The organism is Lysinibacillus sp. NPDC097231, from assembly GCF_044761885.1.
Classification (GTDB): Bacteria; Bacillota; Bacilli; order Bacillales_A; family Planococcaceae; genus Lysinibacillus.
In genome coordinates this window covers 1-16,741 of sequence record NZ_JBIWDH010000015.1, presented here as the reverse complement: position 1 = coordinate 16,741, position 16,741 = coordinate 1, and the positions used below count along the sequence as shown (strand labels likewise).

18 protein-coding genes and 1 riboswitch are annotated in these 16,741 nt (G+C 36.8%); of the genes, 11 read left to right on the top strand and 7 right to left on the bottom strand.

Translation table 11 applies throughout. The annotated features are described in order from the left end of the window. Positions 1–328 precede the first annotated feature (328 nt). Both ACIQXF_RS10810 and ACIQXF_RS10805 read left to right on the top strand, forming a co-directional pair. Complete coding sequence (locus ACIQXF_RS10810; RefSeq protein WP_402782691.1) at positions 329–1,486, top strand: exonuclease SbcCD subunit D; 1,158 nt, start codon at positions 329–331, stop codon at positions 1,484–1,486. Then, a complete protein-coding gene (locus ACIQXF_RS10805) occupies positions 1,483–4,563 on the top strand; it encodes an AAA family ATPase (RefSeq protein ID WP_402782689.1) in 3,081 nt (1,026 codons plus the stop codon). The genes ACIQXF_RS10810 and ACIQXF_RS10805 overlap by 4 nt, the downstream gene beginning before the upstream one ends. Before the next feature lie 154 nt (positions 4,564–4,717). Here ACIQXF_RS10805 and ACIQXF_RS10800 read toward each other — a convergent pair whose 3' ends face one another. Next, positions 4,718–4,840 carry a hypothetical protein gene (locus tag ACIQXF_RS10800; RefSeq protein WP_402782687.1) on the bottom strand — a complete coding sequence of 41 codons (123 nt, stop codon included), beginning with the start codon at positions 4,838–4,840 and terminating at the stop codon, positions 4,718–4,720. A gap of 263 nt (positions 4,841–5,103) precedes the next feature. After that, positions 5,104–5,439: a magnetosome magnetite crystal formation protein family gene (locus ACIQXF_RS10795; protein ID WP_402782685.1), complete on the bottom strand. Its 336-nt coding sequence runs from the start codon at positions 5,437–5,439 to the stop codon at positions 5,104–5,106. Positions 5,440–5,564: 125 nt separating this feature from the next. Continuing rightward, a riboswitch (TPP riboswitch) is annotated at positions 5,565–5,672 on the top strand. 138 nt (positions 5,673–5,810) lie between these two features. Between ACIQXF_RS10795 and thiT the strand changes: the two genes are divergently transcribed. Together thiT and map are read left to right on the top strand one after the other, a co-directional pair. Next, positions 5,811–6,371, top strand: a complete 561-nt coding sequence (thiT, locus tag ACIQXF_RS10790) for an energy-coupled thiamine transporter ThiT (RefSeq protein ID WP_402782683.1) — start codon at positions 5,811–5,813, stop codon at positions 6,369–6,371. 279 nt (positions 6,372–6,650) lie between these two features. Then, the gene (gene map / locus ACIQXF_RS10785) at positions 6,651–7,406 is read left to right on the top strand and encodes a type I methionyl aminopeptidase (RefSeq protein WP_402782821.1); all 756 of its coding nucleotides are present in this window, start codon (positions 6,651–6,653) and stop codon (positions 7,404–7,406) included. Positions 7,407–7,430: 24 nt separating this feature from the next. Here the strand turns inward: map and ACIQXF_RS10780 are convergent, their stop codons facing one another. Beyond that, positions 7,431–8,144, bottom strand: a complete 714-nt coding sequence (locus ACIQXF_RS10780) for a hypothetical protein (protein ID WP_402782681.1) — start codon at positions 8,142–8,144, stop codon at positions 7,431–7,433. Between the two features lie 203 nt (positions 8,145–8,347). Here ACIQXF_RS10780 and ACIQXF_RS10775 point away from each other — a divergent pair, with 203 nt between their 5' ends. Further along, positions 8,348–9,175 (top strand): polyphosphate kinase 2 family protein, encoded by an 828-nt coding sequence (locus tag ACIQXF_RS10775; protein WP_402782680.1) that lies wholly within the window; start codon positions 8,348–8,350, stop codon positions 9,173–9,175. A gap of 172 nt (positions 9,176–9,347) precedes the next feature. Next, positions 9,348–9,935: a GNAT family N-acetyltransferase gene (locus ACIQXF_RS10770; RefSeq protein WP_402782678.1), complete on the top strand. Its 588-nt coding sequence runs from the start codon at positions 9,348–9,350 to the stop codon at positions 9,933–9,935. An 81-nt stretch (positions 9,936–10,016) separates the two neighbouring features. Here the strand turns inward: ACIQXF_RS10770 and ACIQXF_RS10765 are convergent, their stop codons facing one another. From ACIQXF_RS10765 to ACIQXF_RS10755, 3 genes are all read right to left on the bottom strand, one after another. Next, positions 10,017–10,580 (bottom strand): beta-class carbonic anhydrase, encoded by a 564-nt coding sequence (locus tag ACIQXF_RS10765; protein WP_402782676.1) that lies wholly within the window; start codon positions 10,578–10,580, stop codon positions 10,017–10,019. A gap of 308 nt (positions 10,581–10,888) precedes the next feature. Continuing rightward, entirely contained in the window at positions 10,889–11,023 is a 135-nt protein-coding gene (locus tag ACIQXF_RS10760; protein ID WP_402782674.1) for a hypothetical protein, read from the bottom strand. 138 nt (positions 11,024–11,161) lie between these two features. Beyond that, positions 11,162–12,397 carry an aminopeptidase gene (locus tag ACIQXF_RS10755; RefSeq protein ID WP_402782672.1) on the bottom strand — a complete coding sequence of 412 codons (1,236 nt, stop codon included), beginning with the start codon at positions 12,395–12,397 and terminating at the stop codon, positions 11,162–11,164. 195 nt (positions 12,398–12,592) lie between these two features. On the opposite strand from ACIQXF_RS10755, the gene motA reads away from it, so the two are divergent. Then, on the top strand, positions 12,593–13,396 hold the full coding sequence (gene motA / locus ACIQXF_RS10750) for a flagellar motor stator protein MotA (RefSeq protein WP_402782670.1): 804 nt from the start codon (positions 12,593–12,595) through the stop codon (positions 13,394–13,396). Continuing rightward, positions 13,380–14,144 (top strand): flagellar motor protein MotB, encoded by a 765-nt coding sequence (motB, locus tag ACIQXF_RS10745; RefSeq protein WP_402782668.1) that lies wholly within the window; start codon positions 13,380–13,382, stop codon positions 14,142–14,144. Before motA ends, motB begins: the two co-directional genes overlap by 17 nt. A 59-nt stretch (positions 14,145–14,203) precedes the next feature. Here motB and ACIQXF_RS10740 read toward each other — a convergent pair whose 3' ends face one another. Continuing rightward, positions 14,204–14,425 carry a DUF1128 domain-containing protein gene (locus tag ACIQXF_RS10740; RefSeq protein ID WP_402782820.1) on the bottom strand — a complete coding sequence of 74 codons (222 nt, stop codon included), beginning with the start codon at positions 14,423–14,425 and terminating at the stop codon, positions 14,204–14,206. A 176-nt stretch (positions 14,426–14,601) separates the two neighbouring features. On the opposite strand from ACIQXF_RS10740, the gene ACIQXF_RS10735 reads away from it, so the two are divergent. From ACIQXF_RS10735 to ACIQXF_RS10725, 3 genes are all read left to right on the top strand, one after another. Beyond that, positions 14,602–14,928, top strand: coding sequence for a YtxH domain-containing protein (locus tag ACIQXF_RS10735; RefSeq protein ID WP_402782666.1), 327 nt, complete (start codon positions 14,602–14,604; stop codon positions 14,926–14,928). 24 nt (positions 14,929–14,952) lie between these two features. Then, positions 14,953–15,894, top strand: a complete 942-nt coding sequence (locus ACIQXF_RS10730; RefSeq protein WP_402782664.1) for a YihY/virulence factor BrkB family protein — start codon at positions 14,953–14,955, stop codon at positions 15,892–15,894. A 331-nt stretch (positions 15,895–16,225) separates the two neighbouring features. Further along, a partial coding sequence (locus ACIQXF_RS10725; RefSeq protein ID WP_402782662.1) for a transposase occupies positions 16,226–16,741 on the top strand: 516 nt, incomplete at its 3' end.

Below are 16,741 nucleotides of genomic sequence, written 5' to 3'. Positions count from 1 at the left end.
TCTAAGCACAAAGCCGATTTCGGACGCAATTATGCCGAGGTATAATTGATTAGATTTAACGATAAAAAGAGCATCGAGATTAGTGATGCTCTTTTTTCATATAGCGAGAAAGATCGATGTGACGGATAGAATCATAAAAATGAAGGATAGAACAATAGGAATGACGGATAGAATCATCGAAATGAAGGATAGAACCACCAAAGTGACGGATAGAACGAAATAATTGCCTCACCACACTTTGATGAAGAACCATAATTTAAACCTAATAAAAGGAAAAACATTCATCTATCAGCCATGATAAAATGATAATAGACAGGAGGCGCAAAGAATGAAAATATTTCATACAGCAGATTGGCATTTAGGAAAGCTGGTACAAGGCGTATACATGACAGAGGATCAACACTATATTTTGCAGCAATTTAAGCTAGCCATTGATGAGGAAAAACCTGATGCTGTCATTATAGCAGGTGATTTATATGACCGTTCAATGCCCCCTATAGAGGCAGTTAATTTACTAAATGATATTTTAGCGGAGATTGTACTTGATAAAAAAATTCCTGTGTTAGCAGTTGCCGGGAATCACGATAGTGCAGGCAGATTAAGTTTTGGCAGTAGCTTAATGCGTGATAGTGGATTACATATTAAAGGTCAATTTACGAAAGATCATGCCCCAATTGTTTTACATGATGACTATGGAGAAGTGCATTTTCATCTTGTACCATTTGCAGAACCGGCATCTGTACGGACTATTTTAGAGGATGACTCCATTCGATCTCATCAAGATGCGATGCAAAAAATTATCGATCATATTGCGCAAAATATAGATCCAACAAAACGTAATGTATTTGTTGGACATGCCTTTGTGACAAAGTATGGTGAAGAGGAAGCGAATACTAGTGATTCAGAACGTCCTCTATCAATAGGAGGCTCGGATTGTATAGACGCAGCGTTATTTAAGCCTTTTAACTACACAGCACTAGGGCATTTACATAAAGCGCATTTTGTGTTGAATGAAACGATTCGATATGCTGGCTCTCCATTGAAGTATTCATTGTCGGAGCATTTACATGAGAAGGGCTTTTTAATAGTTGAGCTAGACGCACAGGGAGATATCGCTGTTACTAAGCGGAAGCTTATTCCGAGACGAGATTTGCGTGTGGTGGAGGGCATGATGGATGATTTATTAAAATTACCATCAAGTGATGATTATGTATTTGTCCGCTTAACAGATACGACGCCAGTGGCTTCGCCGATGGAACGTATTCGTACGGTGTTTCCTCATGCGATGCATGTCGAGCGTAAAGCACTGCGCCAAGAAATACCACATGAAATTCAAGCGATTGAGACGGAGAAGGTAGAAGACATTGATTTATTCCGTTCATTTTTTACAGATATAATTGGTGTACAGCCAGATCAAGATACAGAGCGTCTATTTACAGAGATGCTTCAGGAATTATTGGATGAGGAGCGAGAGACGGTAAAATGAAGCCATTAAAGTTAACAATTACTGCATTCGGTCCATATAAAAATACGGAAGTAATTGATTTTCAACAGCTCGGTGACCATCGTTTATTTGCAATTTCCGGAAAAACAGGTGCTGGGAAAACGACCATTTTTGATGCTATTTGTTATGCACTTTACGGATCGGGTAGCGGTGAGGATCGCCAGGATACGGCTATGCTACGAAGCGGGTTTGCAGATGATGATGTGTACACTGCGGTAGAACTTGTTTTTGAAATGCATGGTAAGGCTTATCATATTGTACGTCAGCCAGGTCATATTAAAGCAAAAAATAAAAGTGTTACTGGTAAGAAAATTGAACTGGCTGAAATTAAAGAAGGCAAACTTGATTTTAGTATTGTAGAAAAGCAGCAAACACTTGAGGTAGATAAAAAGCTGCAGGAAATAATAGGTTTAACAAAGGATCAATTTAGCCAAATCGTCATGCTACCACAAGGTGAGTTTCGCAAGCTATTAACCTCTGATTCTACAAATAAAGAAGTTATTTTACGCAAGATTTTTAAAACAGATCGCTTTGGGGCTATGACAAAAAAGCTTGATGCCAAACGGAAAGATGCGGAAAGTGATTTAATGCGTGCTAAACAATTAAAGGAGCATCTTCTTGGTCAGATTGCAGGGGCTTTACCACAGCGTGAATCGTCTTTATTTACTTGTATTAATAACAATACCGAAAATATGCATCAACTAAAGAATGCACTGGAAGAAGAGCATACCTACTATACTGAATGTATTCAATTAGAACAGCAACGCTATGAAGAAGCTTACTCATATCATCAAAAAGAACAAGAAATTTACAGTATGGCAAAAACACTTAATGAGCAATTTGATGAACAGACTAATCGTCAAAACCAGCTGCAAGCTTTGCTACAAGAGCAGGATATATACACAGCAAAAGAACGTGAGATTGCATTGGCCGAGCAAGCAGAACGCTTAGTATTACTTGAGCAACAATGCATCGATTTACGAAACGAGCAAAATCGGAAAGAACAATCCTATCAGCGAGCGATGATGGAGCAGCAAAATGCGGAAACTCAGCTAATAGTAGCACAAGAGAAATTTAACGTTGAAGAGGCGAAAGAGCCTGAACGTCAGCAAATTCTACAGCAAGAAATACAGCTCCAAGCATTATTACCGAAATTTGAAGCATACGAAAATAATCTTCAGCAAATGCAAATTGCTGAACAATACGTCGTAACAGCAAAACGAGCAGTAGGAGATAATCTTACACTACTAGATAAAGAACAAAGCCAATTACAGCAACTAACAAAAACAATTGAGCAATATGAAAAGCAAATAGAGCCCTATGAGGGTTATTTAGAACAGCTACCGAAGCTAAAAGAGCAGGTATCATTACTAACGCAAGTTGAAAAATACACTAGAGCAGTTGAGACAGTAGAGCGTGATGTATTTACTGCTAACGTCCATAACCAAGAAAGTAAGCAGACTCTTCAAAAGCTAGAGCAGCAATGGATTACTAGCCAGGCAAGTATTTTAGCACAGCAGCTTAAGGATGGGGAGCCTTGTCCAGTTTGTGGTAGTACAACGCATTTTGAAACACATTTAGAGCAATTAGAGATTATTGAACTAGCACAAGTGGAAGCTTTACGAGCAAAAGCGGCTACTGATGAACGTAAGTTTTTGGAGAAAGAAGCATTATTGAATTCTACGAAGCAACTTCTACAAGAGGCACTGGGACAGTTGGAGGCTAATGATATCGATCAAACGAATCAAGCGCAAATCGTAGCTTCCTTACAATATGTAGAGCAACAAATTGTGATTTTAAAAGTAGTGAATCATCAATTAGCTGATGTACGCATGAAACAGAAACATCAACGTGCAAGTATGGAGCAACTGCAAGAAAAACAAATAAAACTAGAGCAATATTTTGCTGACCAAGCGAAGGAATTTACAAAACAACAGGCAATTGTAGAAGAACAACAAAAGCATATTCCAGAAAATGTTAAAACGTTACAAGCATTAAAGCAAGCGACTGCTGATATAGCTTCACAAAAGGCTGCATTACAAGTTGCATGGCATGCCAGCCAACAAAACTTGCAATCTTCTAAAGAAGCAGCGAATAATGCTAGAATGGCCTTGGAAATAGCTAAGCAGGCTTTCGAAGAATTGAAGCTGAAAATGGATGAAAAGCGCGAGCTATTTTCAGAAAGCATGCAGGAAGCAGGCTTTGAAAACTATGAAGAATTTGCTGCTGCAAAGCGTAATGTACTGCAATTAGAGGCTTTACGGAAGGCTTGCAGTGATTATACTTTACAAATACACACATTGCGGATTCAAATTGCTGAAGGGGAGAAGCATCTTCAAGGGAAAGAGAAACAAGATTTAATGTTAATGGAAGAAAAGTTAGAGATGCATCGTATAGCATATGAGGAAGCTTTTAAAGTATTGCAGCAAATGAAAGGATTTGCAAAAGTTTGCGAAGATTTTGTTGTAAGAATTGAAGAAACAGCACAAGAGATTCGTTTACTTGAAAAAGAAGCAGGAAAAGTTAAGGAGCTCTATGCAATGCTAAATGGTCAGAACATGAAAAAGCTGTCCTTTGAGCGATATATTCAAATCAATTATTTAGATAAAATTACAGAGGCGGCTAATGTGCGTTTACACCATTTATCTAATGGACAATTTGAGCTTCGCCGTTCCGATCGATTAGAAAAGCATGCCAAGCAAAGTGGTCTCGGACTTGATGTTTATGACGCCTATACAGATCAATTACGCGATGTGAAAACATTATCGGGTGGAGAAAAGTTCAATGCATCCTTGAGTCTTGCTCTTGGTATGGCAGATGTGATACAAAGCTTTCAGGGGAATATCCACATTGAAACAATGTTTATCGACGAAGGCTTCGGTTCTCTCGATGAAGAAGCATTAAATAAGGCGATCGATACTCTCATTGATTTACAGGACTCTGGACGCATGATTGGTGTCATATCACACGTTTCAGAGTTAAAAGCTACAATGCCCGCAGTGTTGCATGTCGAAAAAACAATGAATGGTCATAGTCAAACATATTTTGAAGTAAAGTAAGGTAAAAAGGCGTACCTCCCTTAATAAAGCGAGGTACGCCTTTTTTATCCTACATAAACAGGTAGTAATTTTTCTGTACCGAAAGCAAAGTGTCAGGTACAAGACTCCCACAAAAAAATGTAAGTGATAAAGCACTACTGATTGAAGTGTACCTTTATTTTTTACGTGGAATTACGTTGGGAGTTGTTCCTTTTTTAGCAGCTATTACTTTCTTTACAATTGGAATAACGATAGGTGCTAACTTTACCGCGGTTTTGACAACGTTAGATACTTTCAAAAAATAACAGCTCCTTTTACTAATAGTTCTCCTGTTTTACTTCTTTCAGCGGGTATCCAAACATCTGTTGAAATAGTAGAACTTAGTCTAAGAACGCTACGTCCTGTGGCAACGACTGAGTGACCAACTTCATGTTGTTGCTGTCGCTACGCTTTCGCACAGACAAAACCATTTTGCTGCTGCTGCGTTAGAACTACGCTCTCGACAAAAAACATCTATTGGCCTAAAGCCTCCCGTGGATGTCACGGAATTAATTGATAACCTTATCGGATAACACGAACGGCCTGAATTATATTCCAAATAACGATTCCTAGAGAAACGAGTAAATAAATGACAAATGATGCTAACCAAACGATCATAAATGTATTGCTACCAGAAGAATATGGGTCGTAAGTGTTAAATGATACGGTTGAGAAGACAAAGACGGCAAAGAAGATAATTCCAAACACGAATGGGATTAAATGAGATATAAGTGCTCGAATAGAGTGTCTCTTTACGTCACTATCTTTTGAAACAAAGTAAACAATTAATGGCACAATAAAGGGTGCAAAAAAAACACTGAGATAACTAAATGCAGATAAAATTTTTTGGTTCTCCATAGTTGTACCTCCTTTTTTAATATTTACGCATGAAAAACAGTAAAGTTTCAAAAATTAAATGTGAAAAGGTTGTAATCATGAAAGTGTTTGCGTACAATGAGGTTGTTCAAATAAAATTAAGATGTAACGACCACAAGGGGAGCTGATGATGTCGGCTGAGACTTGGCACGTAATGCCTCGACTCTTTGAACCTGTAAGTTAACACTTGCGTAGGGATGTGGATAGAAACTGACACTTTTACGATGTGAGGCTCTGTCCTGGCATCGTTTTTTCATTCTTCAGGGAATGAACAATTGATGTCAGAAAGAGACATATCAGCGCTTTTCTATTCCTGCTCTTGTATCCTACATCGGAACAAAGGAGAGAATAATATGGACAAAAAAAGACTTTTAATGCTTGTGGAGATTGCGATATTCGCAGCGATTGGCCTTGTGCTTGATCAGGTTTCCTTTAAAGTATGGGCACAAGGTGGCTCGGTTAGTCTAGTGATGGTACCAATAATTTTAATAGCTTTTCGTTGGGGTCTTCTACCTGGTTTGACAACAGGCTTACTTATCGGTGTAATGCAAACAATGTTTGGTGCCTACATTGTACATTGGTTTCAAGGCTTACTCGATTATGGAGTTGCCTTCACAGTAGTTGGTTTGGCTGCAATTGTACGTCAACCAGTGCTTGAAGCTGCAAAAAATCTAAACAAAACGAAAATGGCGCTGTATATTATTCTAGGAACAGTATTAGCAGGGTTTTTACGTTATGCAGCACATACGATTGCTGGCGCAGTATTTTTCTCAGAGTATGCTGGCGATCAAAATGCTTGGATTTATTCAATTATCTATAATGGAACATATATGCTACCAGCAACAGTCTTAACAGCAATCGTCGGTGTGCTGCTATTTACAGCAGCACCTCAATTAATGCAACGAAAATCATAAATATTTTACCCTTCACATGAGTGGAGGGTTTTTATTATTTAGCTTATCATCATGACATGGAGGGGATTTCCGATCCGATGAGCCGCTCAGTCGCAACGGAAGTCAACTTATATAAATGACATACGTTTTAACAAATGTCATCCCCGACCTTTGATGATGAGCCTGTTTTCAGCACTTTATAATTTAAGCTGGCATACAATATTTAAAGCGTTTAGCGTTATACGCATAGAAAGTTATGTTATATTAAAGAGTAGATATAAGATGAAAGGAACGTTAAAAATGATTGTAAAAACGCAAGAAGAGATTGAAGCCTTTAAAAAAATCGGCCGTATTTGTGCTGAAATCCGTGAAGCAATGAAGGCTGCTACAAAACCTGGTGTGACAACACTTGAGCTCGATGAAATTGCTGGTCGTATGTTTGCTGAAGCAGGAGCAATTTCTGGTCCTAAAGGAGAATATGACTTCCCAGGATACACATGTATTAGTGTTAACGAAGAAGTAGCTCATGGTATTCCAGGAAAACGTGTTATTAAAGAGGGAGACATCGTGAACATTGATGTATCTGGTTCCTTAAATGGCTACTTTGCAGATACGGGCATTTCATTTGTGGTTGGTGAAGGTTATGAAGATAAAGAAAAATTATGTCGTGTAGCTAAAAGTGCCTTTGACCGTGCGATGACAAAAGTGAAAGCTGGATCAAAATTAAACCAAATCGGAAAAGCTGTCGAGCGTGAAGCATATGCCAATGATTTAACAGTAATTATGAACTTAACAGGTCATGGTTTAGGTCGTTCACTACATGATGAGCCAAATCATATTTTAAACTATTATGATGCATGGGATTCTACAATAATGAAAGAAGGCATGGTGCTTGCAGTTGAGCCTTTCATCTCAGCGGAAGCAGAGCATATTGTTGAAGCTGGTGATGGTTGGACATTTGTTACACCAGACAAGTCATTAGTAGCCCAAATCGAGCATTCAGTTATCGTTACAAAAGACAAACCAATTATTTTAACTTCATTAGATGAGCAATAATAACTTAAAAATCCTGCTAACCAATTATTTTTGGTAGGCAGGATTTTTTTTGATAAATAGTATTCCGACAAGTAGTACACCGCATAAAAACAACGCGGCTGTTGTCACCAGTAGCTCATCAAAACCATTATGTAATGCAATCCCGATATAACACCAAATAAATACACTTGGATACATGATATCAAAATGATGGAATCGAATATGTAGCGCAATCGCTACTCCAATTGTCAGTAAAATTACTGCCCAAAGTGGATTACTAAGGCCAAAACCGTTCCATTCATAAGAGGTTAGCGTAAAGCTTGTGTTTGTCATCAACATAAATGTAACCCATGCGAAGTAAATCGAGAAGGGGGTGCGACCAGACAGTGAATTGTTGTTAAGTGGGTACGTATTGTACAACAGAAACAAATACAACACTAAAATTAGCGTACTGCCAAGTGATACAATATATAGTTCATGATGCCATGTGAAAATTGCTAATGCCTGTATTATACATATGCTACTAAAGAGAACAGTCTGTTTAATAGATGTCTTTTTTAAATTCATAACTAACCAATAACCAAGTAATATGAAAATCACTATCCAAATTACATGACTAACATCAACAGGTGCAAATACAACAGGAAAACGATTTGAGATTTCTAACGAAGATTGACCGTTTATATTCATGAAATAGGATGAAAAGGTTAGGATGAGTGAGACAAAATAACTAATTGTCATCAAAATAAATCGAGGCATGCTTTCCTCTCCCTTCGTGTTAAATTGTATAGGGAAAAGACAAATAAGTATAGGACTGTAACATTACATTTTCATTATAGCGGAAATTGTCAGCAATGTATTGTGTTGTTTCCTTGAATTATCTACAATTTACCATTTGTATAGGCATCCAAATATTTCTTTAGTACAATAAAAAATATACAAATATAAGGAGTGGAAATTGAATGACTCAAAATTTAAAAGATCTAGATTTAGCAATTGAATTAGATAAAAAAATGTATAAAAAGAAGTTAAAAGTACTCCAATATGAAATGTTAAATGCCCAACAGTTTTTATTAAACAACAAAATTGGGCTCATACTAGTATTTGAGGGAATGGATGCTGCAGGTAAGGGAGGTGCCATCAAACGACTAATTGAACGTGTTGATCCACGTGGCTATGTCGTACACCCTATTTCGGCACCCCAGCCTCATGAACTCCGATATAATTATTTACAACGTTTTTGGAGAAAGCTACCACAGCATGGTCAAATCGCTATTTTCGATCGCTCATGGTATGGCCGTGTATTAGTGGAGCGTATTGAAGGATTCGCAACAAAAGAAGAGTGGACTCGTGCATACGAAGAAATAAATAACTTTGAAAAGATTTTAACTGCAGGGGACTACATTGTCATTAAGTTTTGGCTTCATGTCTCGGATGAGGAGCAACTTAAACGTTTTAATGAACGTGAGAATGATCCTTATAAATCTTGGAAGCTAACAGATGAAGATTGGCGTAATCGTGAAAAAGCACCTGAGTATATTGAAGCTGCAAATGAAATGTTTGAGAAAACAGATAAGAAAAGTGCTCCTTGGGTTTTAATAGCGGGTAATGATAAAAAATATGCACGTGTACAGGTACTACAAGAAACAATTGCGCATATCGAACGTGAGGCTCAAAAACGTGGTCTTCATTTAACGAATGTATTAGATAAGGCTCATTTAGAAGATGCTGAATCATCAAGCCTTGAATTGTTAGAAGAGAAACCGAAAAAGCAAAAACAAAAAAACTAAATAATGATATTGATGCTGTGATAACAAAACGAGCTGTTTTAGTTGTAGCAGCATCTTTTTTTACATACAATAAAATAAAACTTCAATCAGTGGGGATTGTATTCCCATTAATAAGAAAAGAAGAAGCGATATTAATATGTACTGATAATTATTGGAAGGCTAGTGTGGAGAAATGGTGCTTAAGATTTGGAATTTATTGAGGAAAAAGGGTGGAAATGTGGTATCAATTCAAGGGGGAAAATGCTACATTCGCACATTTCAAGAAAAGGATGTACAAAGTTTAACTGATCTTGTAAGCCGCAACAAATACTTTTGGTCTACATATGAACCATTACAACGACCCGAATATTATACAATTGATGCTCAATATAAAAAAATTCAAGAAAGCCTATATTTATTGGACTCCAAACGAGAGTTTTCTTTCGGTATTTTTGAACCAGGTACAAATAATCTAATTGGACATATTGCTCTTTATGCTGTCAAACGCTTACCTTACTCCAGTGCATTTGTTGGCTATGCGATGGATGAAATTTATGTAGGGAAAGGGATAGTAACAGAGGCTGTTAATATGGTTGTGCGATTTGCATTCGAGCAAGTAGGTTTACATCGTGTCGAGGCTTATGTTTCAACAGAAAACAATGCTTCTATCCGAGTTTTGGAAAAATCAGGATTCCAACGTGAAGGTTTATTAAAAAAACTGCTATATATTAATGGTCAATGGGTAGATCATTATATGTACGCACGTTTAGAGGACCAATAAAAAGAAGTGTCTATCTTTCGAGTTAAGTCGGATAGACACTTCTTTTCTATTGTATTTAGATAATAACGAAATAATCGTTAATTAGTGTTTTCTACCGTCTTCAATTAAATCTAAGCGACCTGTATTCGGATCAATTACTAAGCCATGAACAGGTACGTCTTTCACCATTAATGGGTGATTACGAATAGTATCGACACTTTTCATTACACTTGTCGCGACGTCACCGAAGCCACGTAAAAATTCTTTTAAATCAAGACCTGAATATTCCATCATTTTTATGGTTTCAGGGCTAATTCCTCTAGCAACCATTTTACTTAGCATAGCTTCTGGATCAACTGCACTCATACCGCAATCATAATGTCCTACAACATACACCTCATCTGCTTGTAGTTCATAAACAGCTACAAGTAAACTACGCATAATCGCACCAAATGGGTGACTAACTAATGCGCCAGCACTTTTAACAATTTTTACGTCGCCATTACGTAAATTCATAGCTTTAGGTAATAGCTCTACAAGGCGAGTATCCATACAAGATAATACAACGATTCGCTTATCAGGATACTTTGTTGTAATAAAAGGCTCATATTTTTTTTCTTGAACGAAATCTTTATTAAATTCTAGAATATCTTGTAACATTGTCATGAAAAATTGCTCCCTTCCTTACAAAAATATTTTAGAGGAAAACTTTAAATATGCAAATAATAATGACAATAATCACGCGATTATTACGAAAAATAAGAAAGTTTAGTAAATTAATTAGCAGATTGAAATAATTAAAAATATAGCGAAACTTGAATTAGCGAGGAATTTTCTTCATTGATTACCAGTTCTCACTAATCTGGCTATACGGGCAGTTATTCTTCACTTACATCTTAAAGTGGGAGACTTGTACACTTAACGCTAGATAAACAAAAAACAGCTACGTTTTTTAGTAGCTGTTTTTCATAAAATTAAAATTTTTCTTTTGGTTTTGGATCTACGGTTACAGAAGATTTAGTATCTAATCCAACTTGAAGATAGTGGATGAAGAATCCCATAGAAATTAATAAAACGGCTGAAAAACCTAGTAAAGTCGTCAAGAACACGATAAAAGCTCCTCTCTACTCAAGTAATTACTATATTATCTGTTTTAATTATACAATAGGTTACTAGGAAAATCTAAGGATAATTTATGACATCAATAACATACCTTACCTAGAATAATATTAGTAGGAATGAATTACTTAAATTGCCCAATTACCATTGCGGAAAACCGGGTCTATTTGACCATCTATAGTAATGCCATCTATATTCATTTGCTCTGAACCAATCATAAAATCCACATGTATCAAGCTGTGATTAAGTCCATTCGTAAGTAACTCGTCTAAAGACATGTCCTTACCACCCTCGATACAAAAAGCATAAGCGTTTCCTATCGCTAAATGATTAGAGGCATTTTCGTCGAATAATGTATTGTAAAATAGTAAACCAGATTGTGAAATTGGTGATTTGTGTGGTACTAATGCTATTTCACCAAGATAATGCGCACCTTCATCTGTAGCAATAAGCGCGGTTAATATTTCTTGTCCTTGTTCAGCTTCTACATCAACAATTCGTCCATCTTTAAATGTTAGTTTAAATTTGTCAATAATATTACCGCCATAGCTTAAAGGCTTAGTACTTGATACATAGCCATTTACACCTGTTTTTAAAGGTGCAGTAAAGATTTCTTCAGTCGGCATATTTGCCATAAATGTTTGCCCTTGTACGTTGACGCTACTTCCGCCTGTCCATAGATGCTTTGTTGGTAATTCAATTGTTAAATCTGTGCCTGGAGCTGTGTAGTGAAGCTCCTTATATTGTTTGTTATTTAAATAATCAGCTTTGTTATGTAGTTGCTTATCATGCTCTGTCCAAGCCTCTACTGGATTTTCTAGGTTTGTACGTGTAGCATCAAATATTGCTTCCCATAAAGCATCTATTTGTTGATCCTCTGGCAAATTAGGAAATACCTTTGCTGCCCAAGGTTTAGAAGGGGCTGCAATAACTGTCCAGCTAAATTTATCTGCCTGCATCCAGCTTTGAAAATTAGCTAATGCCTTACCAGATGCTTTTTGGAAAGTCATAATCTTCTCATGCTCAATTCCTTTTAATAAATCAGGGTTTTGAGAAATGATACTTAAAAAGGCAGCTCCATGTTCAGCTAGCCATTCGCGCTGTTGGATCTTCCATGGTGGGAAGAACTCAAATGAGTCTTTTGGGGCGTTTTCATAGCGAGTACGAATAAGGACATCATCAGATAAATCGACAAAAACCTGTTTTGCACCATTTTCATAGGCGATTTTACTAATTATCTGAGCCAGTTTTAAATTATCAGTCGAACAGCTCATATAGAGGTATTGATCTTTTTGGATATTTACTCCTACTTTTACAGCTAATTCGGCATAATTTAGTAATTTTGTGTCGAAAGATAATAACAAATTCTTAACTCCCTTCAAATAAAGACAATTTAGTGTATGATTCTTAATTCAATATAATCAAATATGGCTGAAAAGTGAATAAAAAGCATTTATTCCATCGAAAAATTAATGAAATACATTTATACTATATTATATATTTAAAAATATGGAAAAACAGACGAAATTAAGATTATTAGGAGATTTGGAGGTTCAAGAATGGATATATCGTCGATTGTAGGGTTAATTATTGCGTTTTTCGCACTATTAACAGGGATGGTGCTAAAGGGTGTAAACTTAACTGCGTTTTATAACCCTGCAGCTATTTTAATTATCATCTTCGGTACGATTTCCGCAGTAACAATTGCCTTCCCTGTGAAGGAGTTAAAGCGTGTACCAAAGCTATTTAAAATTCTTTTTAAAGAAACAAAATTAGCAGATGATATCGAGATTATTAAGATGTTTTCACAATGGGCAGATTTGGCTCGTCGTGAAGGTCTCTTAGCGCTTGAGAGTAAAGCTTCAGAGATAGAAGACCCATTTTTAAAAAATGGACTTACATTAGCAATTGATGGTCAGAATGCGGATTATATTCGTGATGTCTTAACAGAAGAAGTAGAAGCAATGGAAGACCGTCATGCTAGTGGTTCTGCAATCTTTACACAAGCCGGTACATATGCCCCAACTTTAGGGGTACTTGGTGCGGTAGTAGGTTTAATTGCCGCATTAGCAGATATGAATGATATAGAAAAGCTAGGGCACGCTATTTCAGCTGCTTTCATGGCTACATTATTAGGTATTTTTACTGGTTACGTTTTATGGCATCCATTTGCTAATAAACTAAAACGTAAATCAGCTGTCGAAGTTAAACAAAAAAGAATGATGATTGAAGGTATCCTTTCTGTTTTAGAAGGGGAGGCTCCACGTGTTATCGAACAAAAACTATCTTCTTACTTAACGATGGAAGAACGTCGTCAAATTTCGGGTGAAAGCGGGGCGGGCGGCCTTGGCAAAGAAAGCTAAGAAAAAAAAGCATGATGAGCATATTGATGAGTCTTGGTTGGTACCATATGCAGATATTTTAACACTGCTATTGGCTGTGTTTATCATATTATTTGCATCCAGTTCGATAGATCAAGAAAAACTAGAAAGAATGTCAGCAGTATTTAATCAGGTTTTCGATGGGGGTACAAGCTTTTTAGAACAGCCTGCACCGGTACCAAGTCCAAATGCAGATAGTGACCAAATACCGCAACAAAATTCAGCATACTTAAAGGATCAGCGAGAGTTAGCTGAAATTAAGGATAGTGTTGACAATTTTATTGCTGTCCATGAGATGGAAGGTCAATTCGCAACAGCGATGACTGATGAAGGTTTACTTGTAACGATTCGTGATAGTATTTTGTTCGATCCAGGGAAAGCAGAGATTAAACAAGAATATATTCCGATAGCTAAAGAACTTGCTGGTGTATTAGTATCAGATCCAGCCAGAAACATTGTCATCACAGGACATACAGATAATGTCCCAGTAGGGCCGAATTTCTCGTCAAACTTGGAGCTATCATTAATGCGTGCTTCAAAATTCTATATGGTTCTATTGAATAGTAATTCTCAATTAAAGTCTGAGAACTTTAGTGCTAAAGGTTATGGCGAAAACCGAGCTATTGCTCCGAATGATACAGCTGAGGGTCGTGCGAAAAATCGTCGTGTAGAAGTATTAATTCAACCACTTGTAACTGAAGATGGCTCTGCTGCCAAAAATACGAAATAGAAAAAAGCTATTAGCAAAAGGCTTTAATGTCATGCTAATAGCTTTTTATTTACAAAATCTTATTTACGTAATGCTCCCAACTCAGCAACGATTGCTTGCATCTCGCTTGGGCTAAATGTTTCGCGCTTCATGACCATTTCGTATAAGTAGACTAAATCTTCATAATTTGCTTCATCAAAATTTTCCGATTTCATTGCATCAACATTTACCATGCGAAGCTTTTCTTTCATTTGGTCGACCATATAAATAACGTTTTCTTTTGACGGTAATGATAAATCCATTTCTTTAAACCTACCTTTCATAATCCTCGCACATATCATTTCATTGAATAAAAAAATTGTCAACACTGTATTTGGGCATTGCTTTAAAAATAGACTGTTATTGGGTAGAATAAGGGCAGTAAGCTGTTTATTGATAAATTAATGGAAAATATATTTATAAAGCAGGGGGTTTTACTATGGGCCAAAGTAAATTATTAGCATCCGTTGTAGCAGGTGCGGCAGTTGGTGCTGCGTTGAGTATGCTTGATCGTACTACTCGTGAAAAGACGGTAGCAACAACGAAAAAGATGAAGGAAGCAATATCGTATTATGCATCTAATCGAGAGGAGTTACAAGTTTTAGTGGAAGAAAAAGTTTTGGCGGCTAAAGTACTTTGTGAAAGTGTATCAGAAAATGTCAACACGATTGCTGAAAAAGTTGATGAGTTTAAAGAATTACCTTCCGCAATACAAGGCATGATTAATGATACAAAATCAGCATTTTCTTTACCCCATAAAGAATAGCTGTTGTATTTAGGAGGGGATTTAATGGAAAAGAAAAAAGCACCGATAAATACAGCAGTTGGTGTGGTTAAATCATTTGTCTCACCAGATGAAGAAACTGTAGATGTGATGACATCAAAGGGCTTTATGCAAGATTTACTACTACGCTTACAGCGAGTAGATATATCAGCTCTTGCCGCGCAGTTGGCTTATTTCTTTCTACTATCTTTCTTCCCGCTACTAATTTTCCTAGTCACATTACTACCATATCTGAATTTAGAGACGACGCAAGTATATTCAATTTTAGTGAATATTATGCCAGATGAGGTGTATAGGCTCATTGAAAATACGTTAAATGAAATTTTAACAATTCGTAACAGTAGTTTATTATCTTTTGGGGTGATTGGAACCATATGGTCAGCTTCAAAAGGAATTAATGCGTTAATTAGAGCCTTAAATAAGGCCTACGATACTGAGAGTAGCTCGAGTATACTAGATCGGGGATTATCCCTTGTTTTCACCATAGCATTTGTCATAGTTATTGCAGTTGCGCTGCTATTACCAATATTCGGGCAGCAGGTTGGGCATTTCTTATTTTCGATTGCTGGTGTTGAAGAGCAGTTTGAAGTAATATGGCATAGACTACGCTGGTCGATGCCACCGCTACTTATTTTTATAGTCTTAATGACAATATATAGATTTGTTCCAAATACAAATCCACGTTTAAGGTTAATGATGGTATGGCCAGGGGCGTTGTTTTCGACTATTACCTGGCTGGCTGTAACATATGCTTTCTCTTTTTATATAAGTAATTTTGCAAATTATTCCGCTACATATGGCAGTATTGGTGGAGTTATTATTTTAATGCTTTGGCTTTATTTCACAGGGATTATTTTGATCTTCGGCGGAATTTTAAATGCTACGATGCAAAAAAAAGCATTGCAAAAGGAACTCATTAAGCAAAATCCACTTACAAATAGTGAGTGAATTGAAAAAAACAGCCTCGTCATCAGAGGAGGGCACTGAAAAAGTCTATATCTTCTCACATCGCGAGGTATTTAACGAGTAAATCGTTGAATATACCTCGCTTTTTTCATTTGGCACTGTGACTCTACTGTTGTTTTCCGAAGCATTCCGCTCGCTTTCCGCGGGCGAGCGCCGAGCCTCCTCCTACGCTTCGCTTCGTGCGGGGTCTCGTCTGTCTCGCTTTCCCGCAGGAGTCGAGCGATGCTTCTCCAAACAACGCAATGTATCACACTATTATTTTAGTCACGCTTTCCTTTATAATAAAAGAATTAATGTGCAGGTGGTGCCCCCGATGATTTCAAATCAAGAAACCCTTCATTTAAGTCCATATATGGCGATCTACGATATTGTTGTGCCAAAAGATAATATACTTCGTCAAATCAATGAACTTGTTGATTTTTCATTCATTTTAGAAGAGTTAAAAACAAAATATTGTTTAGACAATGGACGTAATGCCATTTCTCCAATTCGTATGTTTAAGTACTTATTATTAAAAGCAATTTATGATGTATCAGACGTCGACCTAGTAGAGCGCTCAAAGTATGATATGTCATTCAAATATTTCTTGGATATGGCGCCAGAAGATCCAGTCATTGATTCAAGTTCGCTTACAAAATTTCGTCGGCTTCGTCTCCAAGACGTAAGCTTATTAGACATGCTCATTGGGAAAACAGTTGAGATCGCATTGGAGAAAAAAATTATTAACAGTCAAGCGATTATTGTGGATGCCACACATACAAAAGCCCGTTACAACCAAAAAACGCCTAAAGAATTTTTACAAGAGAAATCAAAAAACGCTCGAAAAGCT